Source organism: Clostridium sp. AT4 (assembly GCF_001517625.2).
Taxonomy (GTDB): domain Bacteria; phylum Bacillota; class Clostridia; order Lachnospirales; family Lachnospiraceae; genus Enterocloster.
The window spans coordinates 1586126-1599372 of sequence record NZ_LN999828.1; the positions used below are offsets into that span (position 1 = coordinate 1586126).

Consider the following 13247-nt stretch of genomic DNA (forward strand, 5'->3'; position numbering starts at 1 on the left):
TGATATCTTTATAAATCTTTTAAAACTGCACAATATCCTTAATCTCTGCAGCCGGTTCCACATTTTCACCATAGAGGACCGGGCCTTCGCCGTGGTAATCCTTCTGATATTCGATTCCCACCTTGGCCCGAACCTTTATCCACTGCTTGGTGCGGTATTTTTCTGCATCCTTCCATTTGCACATAAAGCCAAGGAATGTCATATCGGCCTCACAGCAGGTCATAGCCATACGGCCCGGAACGAACTGTCCCTTCGGGAACTTGGGAGATTTTAATACCATAGCTGTAAACTCTACCGTTTTTCCCTGATACCGCTCCGGCTGATCCATGCAGTCAATATACCAGATTCCGTAATCCTCCGGCTTGATTTCAATTACATCCGCATTGATATCATAGGGAAGATCCTCTTCCAGAGTGGCCTGTTCGATCTCACCCTCTGCATCCTCCAGCACGATCTCGCTGTCCCGGCTCATGGCTCGGATGGTCCGGCGGTAAGAGGTAAGCTTTTCATCCGAAATCCCATCACAGCGGTTCATGATTACAAGCTCGGAACCGCGAAGCATTGCTCCTAACAGGGGCTTCATGTTCTGAACATACAGATCAAAGGTGGATCCGTCAATAATTGTGATCTGCTGGTAGATGGACCAGTCCTCAGGAAGCTTTAACTCATCCTGATTCCACATGCCGTTCCACTCCATGATCACCCGTTCCGGACGGTAGATCACCTCTAATTCGTTCAGGTATTCCGGAGTCAGCTTGGAAAAATCGTCTACATAAACAACGGCCGTCCGATTTTTCTTAAGCTTTTTCTCGTCATACTCCGTATCTCCCTCTTCGCAGACAATCAGCAGCGTTTTTCCTTCTGTCTGAAAATAGTCCTGCTCCATGGTAAATTCCAGAAACTGGGTCTTTCCGGCTTCCAGAAACCCATTGATCAAAAAGAGAGGCATTACATTATCTTCAATTTCATTTCCCATCATATCAACCTCTTTAGCCTCTTCCAAACAGGCTGTTCAATTCTTCTTCCTTTAAGCTGGCTCCGATGACACATACCTTACCGGTATAATCGGGACGGCCCTGGCGGATCTCATACTGCTGGGGAACCAGATCAAAGTACAGCCACTCTCCCGGATTTTCCGTAGGAAGCATTCCCTTTGCCCGCAGTACATCGCCAAATTCCTTTGTATCTGCCAGACGCTTTAAAATGTCCTCCAGCTGATCTCTGGTAACAGGAACAATCGTTTCCATGCCCCAGCTGGTAAATACTTCATCTGCATGATGATGGTGATGATGCTCATGATCGTGACAGCCGCAGGTGCAGTCCCCGCCATGGTCATGATGGTGCTCATGGCCCTCGTGGTCATGGTGATGGTCGTGACAGCCGCACTCTTCGTCGTGATGATGCTCATGCTCCTCGTGGTCATGGTGGTGCTCATGTTCCTCATGATCGTGCTCATGGCAGCCGCAGGTGCAGTCTTCGCCGTGGTGATGATGGTGCTCATGGCCTTCGTGGTCATGGTGATGGTCATGGCAGCCGCATTCCTCGTCGTGATGGTGATGCTCTCTCACCTCTGCCATCAGATCATCCAGCATGGTATCGCGCTTCTCAATAATTTCTAATAACTGGTCTCCGCCCAGCTCTCCCAGAGGAGTTGTCACAACGGCTGCCTTTGGATTTTTCTCACGAATCTGCTCCACATCCTTCTGGATCTTGGCCGGGTCTGTGATATCAGTACGGCTCAAAACAATGGTACCTGCATTTTCAATCTGATTATTGAAAAATTCACCGAAGTTTTTCATATACATTTTGCACTTTGCCGCATCCACAATGGTAACCGCGCTGTTTAAGGCCACATCCATATCTGCAGATACGTCAATTACAGCTTTCATAACATCAGACAGCTTTCCTACGCCGGAGGGCTCGATGATGATACGGTCCGGCTTATAGGTCGTCAGCACCTCTGCCAGAGATTTTCCAAAATCTCCCACCAGGGAACAGCAGATACAGCCGGAATTCATCTCACGGATCTCAATGCCAGAATCCTTTAAAAATCCGCCATCGATTCCGATCTCTCCGAACTCATTTTCGATCAGCACAACCTGTTCGCCGGAAATGGCTTCCTGCAAAAGCTTCTTAATAAATGTAGTCTTTCCGGCTCCAAGGAAACCGGAGATAATATCAATCTTTGTCATTTTAATTTCTTCCTTCTTTCTACTGCAGTCACAGTCTTACCAACTAAATATTGTGGCACATCCCTCCGGGAATGTCAAGACAGCTGCTGCCATTTTTCCTTTTTGTAACAGTTCAGCATTGCATCTTCTTGCCCGCTTACAGCGGACAAGAAGCATCGGGCGTCCGCCCTATGAAGATTCAGGCAGAAAAGTTCTTATGAAAGCAAGCTTTCAACGCTTTTTCTGCCTGAATCTTCGCATGGCTGAACTGTTACCCTTATTTTCTCCTCCCCAGCATCTGCCATGCGCCAAAGATCATAAAGGCAGCCAGATTTACCACCACCACGCTGGCTCCGGCAGGTGTGGAAAACTGATAGGATGCCATCATTCCCAACAGAAAGCACACAAGGGATAAAAGCCCGGAAGAGATCATCACTCCTCCGAAGCTTTTAAATACGCGCATGGAGGTAAGACAGGGGAAAATCACCAGGCTGGAAATCAGCATGGCTCCCATCATCCGCATTCCCAGCACAATAGTAACCGCCGTAAGGACAGAAATCACCATATTGTAAAATCCCACGTTGACGCCTGTAGCCCTTGCAAAATTTTCATCAAAGGTCACTGCAAACATCTGATTGTAGCAGATCACAAAAAGACCCAGCACCACAAGGCTCAGTACTACAGCCAGAGCCATATCCTCCTTTGTCATGGCTAAAATGCTTCCGAACATATAGCTGCTTACATCTGTGGTCATTCCTGTAGTAAGGGAGGTAACGATAATACCGATTGCCAGGGCGCTGGCTGAAATCATGGCGATGGCAGCATCGCTTTTGATCCGGCTGTTTTCCGTGATCCGAAGAAGGAAAAAGGCCGCCAGCACTACAACCGGGATAGACACCTTAAGGGGCGACCAGCCCATTGCCAGGGCGATGGACAATGCTCCAAAGGAAACGTGGGACAGTCCGTCCCCGATCATGGAATAGCGTTTTAATACAAGGCTTACGCCTAAAAGGGACGCGCACAGAGAAACCAACATACCTCCCACCAGGGCGCGTACCAGAAAGGGATATGACAGCATTTCACTTAGTATGTTCATGGCAGCAGCCTCCTTTCCGGCAGACTGCCGTAGGGATACACTGCCCCTGCTCCTTTTCATGGAAGAAATGGCCCGCAGCCTGACTGTTCATATAATCGTGGGCAGGGCCGTAAAAAAGCACCTGCTTTTGCAGATGGAGAATCTTATTGGCCTCCTCCACTGCATTTCTGAGATCATGGGATACCATAAGGATCGCCACCCCATCCTCGCGGTTTAACCTTCTTATCATGGCATAAAAGTCCTGGATCGCCATGGGATCCAGTCCCGTAATAGGCTCGTCCAGGATCAAAAGCCGGGTGGTAGCACACAACGCCCTTGCAATCAGAACTCTCTGCTGCTGCCCGCCGGAAAGCTCCCGGTAGCACTGCTTTGCCAGAGGCGTAATCCCAAGGCGCTCCATATTTTCTGCCGCAACCGCCTTTTCTGTACGGGAATAAAAGGGCCTGCGTCCCCTGCGGTTTAAGCAGCCGCTTAAGACAACCTCCTGTACGGAAGCCGGGAAATCCTTCTGGGCGGCCGTCTGCTGGGGCAGATAGCCGATTCCCGTGTGCTTTAATTCCTCTGATACCGTAAGTACCCCTGCGGAGGGCTTTAAAAGGCCTAAAAGACCTTTCATCAGCGTACTTTTTCCCGATCCGTTTTCACCTACAATACAGAGATAGTCTCCGGGGCATACCTCCATATTTACATCTACCACCGCATCCTGGTTTTCATATCCGAAATCCACATGCTCACATTTAATCAATGGTTCTATCATTTCCTATTCAAGTCCCTTCTTCAAGTGCTCTGCATTCTGCCGCATAAGCTGTAAATAGGTCACGCCCTCGTCAAATTCCCTGCGGCTTACATTGTGGCAGGAATGAAACAAAAGCGGCTCTGTCCCCGTTTCTTCACTGATGATATCTGCTGTCCGGTGACTGGAAAGCTCCAGATAGTATACAGCTTTCAGATCATTTTCCCGCACCCGGTCAATAAGATATGCGATGGTTCTGGCGCTTGGCTCTGTATCGGTACTGCAGCCGGAAAATGCAGCCCGGTAGGACAAACCATACGTATCCGCAAAATACCGAAGAGGAAATTTATCCGCCAGCACCATCATCCGGTGGCGGCCATTTGATACAATCTCCCTGAACTGCTCATCCAGTGCAGAAAGTTCTTCCAGATATGAGGCGGCATTTTCCCTGTAATAGGCTTCGTTTGCAGGATCCATTTCCGCCAGGGTATCAGAAATAATCTCCACAATCTTCATGGAATTCACAGGAGAAGTCCAGATATGTTCATCGTATTCAATATCAAGCTCCTGCCCGTCATGGGCATCAAATTCCCCAGCCTCTTCCTCCTCACAGCTGTGTTCATGACCGTGCTCCTCTTTCTCCATTCCTTCCACAACCTCTTCTTCTACCACATCTACATAGTCCATCATAGTCAGACGGCGCAGACGGCTGGTGTCAAGGGATGCAGCGACCTGATCCACCCACTGCTCCATGGTTCCTCCATTGCAGATCATCAGATCCGCTTTCTGAATGGTAATCATATCTGCGGGCGTAGGTTCAAAGGAATGGCTGTCCATCCCGGCCGGTACGACCAGATTTAACCGCACCCGGTCTCCTCCGATCTGCCGCACAAAATCATAGTAGGGGAAAATGGTAGTGACTACAAAAAGGCGGTCATCCCCGCCCTGCTCTCCCCGGATTCCCGGAGATTCTCTTTTCGCACAGCCTGTAAATGCAAGGCTGCCCAAAAGCAGGGCGAAAAACAGGATACCTGTTTTCAGAAGGCCTGTTTTCGTCCATGCTCCACTTCTTTTTTTCTGTCTATTCAATGTGATTCACGCCCTTTATAAATTCCGCTACATCCATGGGATGCTCCGCTAAAAGCGCAGGCTCATACACTTTAAGCTCATCCCTGGAACGAAAGCCCCAGAGTACGCCCACCGTATCTACCTGAGCATTTTTTCCTGTTTCCATGTCTGTATTGGTATCTCCCAGATAGAGGCACTCCTCTTTAGAAATCCCAAGCTCCTCAAGCAGCGCTTCTACCCCCTCTGGAGACGGTTTTTTTTTGATCCCCGCAGATTCCCGTTCCCCATATACCCTGTCAAAAACATCCGGCCCGAATACATAGTTTATATTCTCTATGGTTCTTACATGAGGCTTATTGGATAAAACGGTACAGAGAATGTGATTTTCCTTTAAAAATGCCAGAAGCTCCGGGATTCCCTCGTATGCCTCTACCCGGTAAAGGCAACATTCCTTAAATACCCGGTTATACACGTTCAGCGCCTCTTCAAAATGAACCAGTTCCGGATCTCCGTACGCCTTTAAAGCCCGTTCCACCAGTTTTTTATACCCGTCTCCTACAAATGTCTTTGTATCTTCCAAGGTGATCGGCCCCAGGCCAAAATGCGCCAGTGTTCCGTCCACAGACCGCTTTAAAGCATAAATGGAATTTACAAGCGTACCGTCCAGATCAAACATACAGCATTTATACATAACCGTCTTCCTTCCTTTTCAATTGTCCGCCCGAAACAGGCTTATCAGGGGTATATCATATCACAGAAAATGGGGGATGGCTATAGCTAATTCATTCTCCCAATCCCATAAAGCAGCATAAATCCCGCTCCCACAGCCACCAGGCTGTACACTGACTCTGCTCCTGCCGGAATTCCCGGAAACAGCTCCGGCAGAGAAGCAAACATAAAGCCAAGAATAAGAAGAAAGGTGGGCCGGGTATGTTTTTCCAACAGCTCTTCCAACACTTTTGCAGAAAAAAAGGTGCCCAAAAGCCCGCCTGCCGCCAGAGGAACCAAGGCGGCAATATCCATATTTCCCACGGCTTTTAAAGTGCTTTCATAGATTCCCAGCATATAGAGCATCTGGGAGGCACTGATCCCGGGAAGGACCAGGGCCACTGCGATGATAACTCCTCCTAAAGCCTGTATGAGAATATCGGATACCCCTCCTGCTCCCGGCGTGAACAGGCCTTCCGGGATCAGGCCGATCAGCAGAGCGCTTAAGATACCGATTCCCACAAAAACAGCGTCCCCGGAGCCAAATCTTTTAATTCCCGCTTCTTTAAAAATCAGGGGAATCCCTCCGCCGACAGCTCCCAGGAAGAAAAAGCGGGCAGGAACCTCCCACCGGGAGGATAAAAGCAGGCTGATGCCTCTGGAAAAGAGCAGGATACCCCCCGCCCCTCCCAGTGCAAACCACAGTAAAAAGGGAATGGATTGTTTCGGCTCCTTAAACACACGGCTCACCGAGGAAATAAGGCGGTCATAGATTCCCAGCACCATTGCCATAGTACCTCCGCTGACTCCCGGTACGGTCATGGTACCTCCTACCCAGGCGCCCTTTAAAAGGATTTTTGTGTTTTCCCTTGTGTTATGTCCCATACGATTCCTTTCTGATATCTCTCAACCGATTACTGTTTCCGCATAGTGGACCGAAGCCATGGCATCACGACAGTAGGCATCTGCTCCAATGGTATCCGCATACTCCTTTGTAAGCACTGCGCCTCCCACCATTACCTTTACCCAGGATGCTTCCTTTCTCAGCCGGCGGATGGTTTCCTCCATACTGGGAACCGTGGTTGTCATCAGGGCGCTTAAACCTACCAGAGGAACATGGCGTTTCACTGCTTCCTCTACAATTCTCTCCGGCGGCACATCCTTTCCCAGATCAATAACCTCGTAGCTGTAATTTTCCAGGAGCACTTTGACAATATTTTTTCCGATATCGTGGATATCTCCCTTTACCGTAGCCAGAATAATCGTTCCCTTTTTCTCCTGTCCCTGTCCGCTGCCTTCCATTTTAGCTTTGATCACCTCAAAGGCCGCCTTTGCCGCCTCAGCGCTCATTAAAAGCTGGGGAAGGAACACACTGCCCTTTTCAAATCCTTTTCCAACCCGATCCAGAGCCGGGATCATTTCCCCGTTAATAATATCCAGAGCATCCTTTTCCTCCAAAAGAGCTGCCACCGTCTCTGCCGCAGCCTCTTTCAGGCCTTTTTCAATCAGTATTCCCAGAGAATCGCCTTCTTTTCCCTTTCCCGTATCCTTTGTCCGGGAAAGGGTCTGTCCCAGCCCACCTGTTTCACTGCCATAAATATCAATATACCGGCTGCACTGGGGATCCCGGTCCATTAAGGCATTGAAGCTGTAATAGGCCCGCATCATAGCCTCGGAATTGGGGTTGATGATCGCTCCGTTTAAGCCGCACTCCATGGCCATGGTAAAAAATGAGCTGTTTATGATTTCTCTCTGAGGCAGGCCAAAGGAGATATTGGATACGCCCAGAACAGACTTGCCTCCCAGCTCGTCCCGGATCCGTCTCAGAGTCTCTAACGTAGTCAGCGCCCCTTTGTTATCCGAGCTGACTGTCATGCAGAGGCCGTCTAGGATAATATCCTCCGGTCCGATGCCGTAAGAGGCCGCTGTCTTGATGATCTTTCTCCCCACAGCAATCCTTCCCTCTGCCGTCTCCGGTATGCCGTCTTCATCCAGACAGAGTCCCACAACCACTCCGCCGTACTTTGCCACCAGCGGAAAGATCTGATCCATTACCTCTTTTTTTCCGTTTACAGAATTGATCAAAGCCTTTCCGTTATAGATCCGCAGGGCCCGCTCCATGGCCTGTGGATTGGAGGTGTCAATCTGCAGTGGCAGATCGATCACCGCCTGCAGTTCCTTTACCACTGCCTCCATCATAGAGGGCTCGTCAATCTCCGGCAGCCCTACATTTACATCCAAAATGTCCGCGCCGTTGTCCTGCTGGGTCACGCCCTCCCGCAGGATATATTCCAGGTTATGATCCCTGAGGGCCTGCTTAAATTTTGACTTTCCCGTAGGATTGATCCGCTCGCCGATAATTACGGTCTTTTTGTCAAATACCACTGCCTGGGAATAGGAGGAAACCACGGTCCGGTTCTTTTTTTCCGGCCACATCACAGGAAGATCCTTACACCGCTTTACCGTTTCCCGGATATGCTCCGGCCCGGTTCCACAGCACCCTCCCACGATCACAGCTCCCATTTTTACAATTTCTTCCATAACCTCGCCGAACCGGACTGCGTCAATATCATAGACCGTTTCCCCGTTCTCGCTTCTTGGAAGGCCTGCATTGGGATTTACCAACACCGGGGTTGATGACACAGAAAGAAGCTCTTCTACGATTCCCTTCATCTGTACCGGGCCCAGACCGCAGTTAATTCCCAGCACATCCACTCCCAGCCCCTCCAAAAGAGCTACGGTAGAGGACACATCGCCGCCGGTCAGAAGCTTTCCCTTTTCATCAAAGATGACTGTTGCAAAGATCGGCAGCCGCTCCCCTGTTTCAGGAGAAAATCCCGCTTCCTTTGCTGCAAGTACAGCAGCCTTCAGTTCATAGCAATCGCTCATGGTTTCGATCAGCACCAGATCGGCTCCCGCTCTGGCTCCATATGATACGGTTTCCTTATAAATCTCAACCGCATCTTCAAACTCCAGATCGCCAAGAGGCTTAAGGAGCTTTCCCGTAGGACCCAGATCCAGGGCCACATAGCCGTGTCCTTCTGCCCTAACGGCCTCTTTTGCATGGCTTACCGCCTCACTTACAATTTTTTCCAATTCTTCGCCGTATTTTAAGCGGTTGGCTCCAAATGTATTCGTGGTTATAAGATCAGAGCCTGCCTGAAGATACATCCGATGGATCCCGCAGATTTCCTCCGAATGGGTCAGGTTCCACCGCTCCGGCAGTTCTCCTGCCTTTAATCCCTTAGCCTGCAAAAGGCTTCCCATACCGCCGTCAAAAAACAGGCGCCGCTGTCTCATTTCCTGTAAAATGTTCATTCCTTAATCCTCGCTTCCTGTTTGCCGCCGATAGGCGCAGTCCTTTTTTCCACAGGCCTCACAGCCTTTTACCTCACAGCCGCAGGGTGTCCTTCCAAGCCCCATCACCGCTGTCACAGATTTGGACGGCATCATCAGATACCCTCCCGTAAGACGGATTCCCAGCTGCTTTCCCCCATCCACGCACTCTAAAAGATACGGCTGGCATTCCAGAGGAAAATCCCCATAACCCGGACTGAATCTTGGCCGAAGATACAGCCCTTTTGCTTCATATGCTGCCTTTAACTCCCTGCAGACCCGGTCACAGTATTCCTCGATCATGGCCGCAGCCGCAGCCTGCAGGATCACTGCCCGGCTCATCTGCAGACGGTTATATCTCTGGATCAGATAATCTGTCCCCAGCCCCAATGTAGCGGCAAAAACAAGAATTTCACCGCAGCCTGCCAGATTTTTAGAAAGCTGTCTGCTGCTTGTATGAACCCTGTCAAAACGAATCTCATGCTCCGGGCCCAGCTCCAGTAAAAAGGAGCGGACACGATGCCTGGGCTCTGCCTTCTCTGCCAAAAGCCCCAGACACATTTCTATCTCATCTGCAACTGCCCTATCCGGTTCTGCCTGCCCCCTGTATCCCAGATAACGCAGCACCTCTCTCCTGCTTACGGAAGAAATGTCCATCTATATGCCTCCTGCTGCATGGAATCTTTTATTTTACAATATCTGACAGATTTTCCCGGATCTTTGCCGCTACATCTGGCTTATTCATGGTATATACATGGATTCCGCGGATGCCGTTTGCGATCAGGTCAATGATCTGATCCGTGGCATAGGCGATTCCTGCCTGCTTCATGGCAGCGGGATCATCTCCGAACTTATCCACCAGGGACATAAAGCGGGCCGGCATATGGCAGCCGGACATCTGGATGCTGCGCTTTACCTGCTTTACATTTGTAATAGGCATAATCCCCGCGATCACAGGTACGGTAATCCCCTTTTCCCGGATCCGGTACAGATAGCTGTAGAGAATACTGTTGTCAAAAAACATCTGGGTGGTAACAAAATCGCAGCCGGCCTCCACCTTCTGCTTTAAATAATCCATATCCACAGACTTGTTGGCAGACTCCACATGGCCTTCAGGGTAGCAGGCGGCTCCGATACAGAAATCTCCTGCCTCCCGGATCTCCCGGATCAGTTCGGAGGCATAGTGATATACCTGAGGCGTCTGTCCATCCTGAGGAATGTCACCTCTTAAAGCAAGGATATTTTCGATCTTATGCTCCTTCAGTTCGTTCAATACCTGCTGGACCTTTTCTCTGGTAGAAGAAACACAGGTCAGATGAGCCAGCGGAGTTACCCCACAGTTTTCCTGCAGATCAGACGCGATCTTTACAGTATAATCGCTGGTGCCGCCTCCTGCGCCGTAGGTAACGCTCATAAAGGCCGGATGCAGCCTTGCGATTTCCTCTGCCGCTTTCTCAACCGATGCAAATGCATCCTGAGTTTTGGGCGGAAATACTTCAAATGACAGGGTTGGTTTTCCCTCTGCTAAGATGTCACGGATTTTCATGTCATAGCCTCCCTTGTGATTGATATACAGCGGATCGGATCACATACCAAAAACCGTTGTAAAAAGACCCCGACGCCCTGTTACAGACGCCGGAGCCGGATCATTTACTGTTTCAGACTGCAGTCATTATACTTCCACAGTAATCTTCTTTAAATGCCAGATATCTCTTACATATTCCTCGATGGTACGATCAGAGGTAAACTTTCCGCTGTGTCCTACATTTAAGATTGCTGCCTTTGCCCACCAGGAAGAATTTCTGTAGGCCTGATCGATCTTCTTATGTGCCTCTGCGTAGGAACGGAAATCCTTCAGGATGAAATATGTGTCTGCACGGTCGCTGCTCTTTGTATTTAATAGTGAATCATAAATATCTCTGAATAACTCCGGATTTTCCGGTGAATAAAAGCCGTTTACAAGCTGCATCAGTACCCGGCGGATCTCCGGATCGTTATTAAAGATATCCATTGGCTGATAATCGCGGTTCTTTTCATGGGCAATTACTTCGTCAGAAGACATACCGAAAATGAAGGCATTTTCATTTCCAACCTCTTCTACGATCTCCACGTTAGCGCCGTCCATTGTTCCCAGGGTCAGGGCGCCATTTAACATAAACTTCATGTTGCCTGTACCGGAAGCTTCCTTGCTGGCTGTGGAAATCTGCTCGCTCACATCAGCCGCGGCGAAAATGATCTCTGCATTGGATACGCGGTAGTCCTCGATAAATACCACCTTGATCCTGCCCCCGATGGACTTATCGTTGTTCACCACATCCGCAACCGCGTTGATCAACTTAATGGTCAGCTTGGCTCTCTTATAGCCTGCCGCTGCCTTTGCGCCGAAGATAAAGGTTCTGGGAACCATATCCATATCCGGATGATCCTTTAACTGATTATACAGATACATTACATGGAGAATATTCATCAACTGGCGCTTGTACTCATGGAGACGCTTTACCTGCACATCGAAGATCGATCTTGGATCTACATCAATGCCGTTGTGCTCCTTGATGTACTTTGCAAGACGGACCTTATTCTCGTACTTGATCTGCATAAACTCCTTCTGACATTCCTTGTCCTCTGCACAGGGAAGAAGCTCTGCAATATGGGGCAGATCTGTGATCCACTGGTCTCCGATCTTGGAGGTTACCCAGTCTGCCAGAAGCGGGTTGCCGTGAAGCAGGAAGCGCCTCTGAGTAATGCCGTTTGTCTTATTGTTGAACTTCTCCGGCATCATTTCATAGAAATCCTTTAATTCCTGATGCTTTAAGATCTCTGTATGAAGCCTTGCAACGCCGTTGACAGAAAAGCTTGCCACAATTGCCATATAGGCCATGCGCACCTGTCCGTCATAGACAACGGCCATCTGGCGGATCTTCTCCTGATCTCCCGGATAGCGGGCCTGGATCTCATTTACAAAGCGGCGGTTGATCTCCTCCACGATCTGATAGATACGGGGGAGCAGCCTGGAGAACAGGTCAATGGGCCACTTCTCCAGAGCCTCGGACATAATGGTATGATTGGTGTAGGCACAGGTCTTTGTGGTAATATCCCATGCTTCCTCCCAGGTCAGTCCCTCTTCATCCAAAAGGATACGCATCAGCTCAGGGATCGCAACCGTAGGATGGGTATCATTTAACTGGAATACCACCTTATCCTGGAATCCATGGATGGTGCCGTGAAGCTCCTTATACTTTAATACCGCTCTTTGAACGCTGGCAGAGATGAAGAAATACTGCTGCTTTAAGCGCAGTTCCTTGCCTGCATAGTGGTTGTCATTGGGATAAAGCACTTCAACAATGGTCTTTGCCAGATTTTCCTGCTCCACTGCCTTCTGGTAGTCGCCCCGGTCAAAGGAATCCAGATTAAAGGTATTGATAGGCTCTGCATCCCAGATCCGCAGTGTATTGACTACATTGTTACCGTAGCCGATCACAGGCAGGTCATAGGGAACGGCTCTTACGGACTGATAGCCGTCCTGTACAAAGTGGTTCATGCCGTCTCTGTTTTCAATCCGCACATAACCGCCGAATTTTACCTCTACCGCGTACTCCGGACGTCGGATCTCAAAGGGATTGCCGTTTTTCAGCCAGTTGTCCGGAACCTCTACCTGATAGCCGTTTTCAATCTTCTGCTTGAACATGCCGTATTTATAGCGGATGCCGCAGCCATAGGCCGGATATCCCAGGGTCGCCAGGGAATCGAGGAAGCAGGCTGCCAGACGGCCCAGACCGCCGTTTCCAAGAGCTGCATCCGGTTCCTGATCCTCAATCACATTTAAGTCAAAGCCCAGCTCCTCAAGAACCTCTGCGATCTCCTTACGGGCACAGATATTGATAATATTGTTTCCAAGCGCTCTTCCCATTAAAAACTCCATGGAAAGGTAATAAACGGTCTTTGCATCCTTTTTCTCGTATTCCTTATGCGTTGCGATCCATTCGTCAATGATTACATCCTTTACCGCAAAGGCAACCGCCTGAAACACCTGCTGGGGAGTGGCCTCGTCGATGGTGCGGCGGAACATGTTTTTCACATTGTACATAACGGATTTTTTAAAGGTGGCCTTGTCAAATTCCATAGGATTCATCGGATT

Annotated in this window: 11 protein-coding genes; all 11 read right to left on the reverse strand. The window is 49.5% G+C overall.

Annotated elements, in window-relative coordinates; genetic code table 11:
• Positions 1-19: 19 nt before the first annotated feature.
• Positions 20-979: a GTP-binding protein gene (locus tag BN3656_RS13705; protein WP_331467932.1), complete on the reverse strand. Its 960-nt coding sequence runs from the start codon at positions 977-979 to the stop codon at positions 20-22.
• Positions 980-989: 10 nt separating this feature from the next.
• Complete coding sequence (locus BN3656_RS13710; RefSeq protein ID WP_066549178.1) at positions 990-2192, reverse strand: CobW family GTP-binding protein; 1203 nt, start codon at positions 2190-2192, stop codon at positions 990-992.
• A gap of 256 nt (positions 2193-2448) precedes the next feature.
• A complete protein-coding gene (locus BN3656_RS13715) occupies positions 2449-3267 on the reverse strand; it encodes a metal ABC transporter permease (RefSeq protein ID WP_066549182.1) in 819 nt (272 codons plus the stop codon).
• Positions 3251-4021, reverse strand: coding sequence for a metal ABC transporter ATP-binding protein (locus BN3656_RS13720; RefSeq protein WP_066550901.1), 771 nt, complete (start codon positions 4019-4021; stop codon positions 3251-3253). Before BN3656_RS13720 ends, BN3656_RS13715 begins: the two co-directional genes overlap by 17 nt.
• Positions 4022-4027: 6 nt before the next feature.
• A complete protein-coding gene (locus BN3656_RS13725; RefSeq protein WP_066549184.1) occupies positions 4028-5089 on the reverse strand; it encodes a metal ABC transporter substrate-binding protein in 1062 nt (353 codons plus the stop codon).
• On the reverse strand, positions 5082-5759 hold the full coding sequence (locus tag BN3656_RS13730) for an HAD family hydrolase (RefSeq protein ID WP_066549186.1): 678 nt from the start codon (positions 5757-5759) through the stop codon (positions 5082-5084). The genes BN3656_RS13725 and BN3656_RS13730 overlap by 8 nt, the downstream gene beginning before the upstream one ends.
• Before the next feature lie 86 nt (positions 5760-5845).
• The gene (locus BN3656_RS13735; RefSeq protein ID WP_242963013.1) at positions 5846-6661 is read right to left on the reverse strand and encodes a DUF368 domain-containing protein; all 816 of its coding nucleotides are present in this window, start codon (positions 6659-6661) and stop codon (positions 5846-5848) included.
• Between the two features lie 21 nt (positions 6662-6682).
• Entirely contained in the window at positions 6683-9094 is a 2412-nt protein-coding gene (locus tag BN3656_RS13740) for a homocysteine S-methyltransferase family protein (protein WP_066549188.1), read from the reverse strand.
• Between the two features lie 3 nt (positions 9095-9097).
• Positions 9098-9769, reverse strand: a complete 672-nt coding sequence (locus BN3656_RS13745) for a Vitamin B12 dependent methionine synthase activation subunit (RefSeq protein WP_066549190.1) — start codon at positions 9767-9769, stop codon at positions 9098-9100.
• Positions 9770-9797: 28 nt separating this feature from the next.
• Positions 9798-10658: a methylenetetrahydrofolate reductase [NAD(P)H] gene (metF, locus tag BN3656_RS13750; protein WP_066549193.1), complete on the reverse strand. Its 861-nt coding sequence runs from the start codon at positions 10656-10658 to the stop codon at positions 9798-9800.
• 126 nt (positions 10659-10784) lie between these two features.
• A complete protein-coding gene (locus BN3656_RS13755; protein ID WP_096807434.1) occupies positions 10785-13232 on the reverse strand; it encodes a glycogen/starch/alpha-glucan phosphorylase in 2448 nt (815 codons plus the stop codon).
• Positions 13233-13247 lie beyond the last annotated feature (15 nt).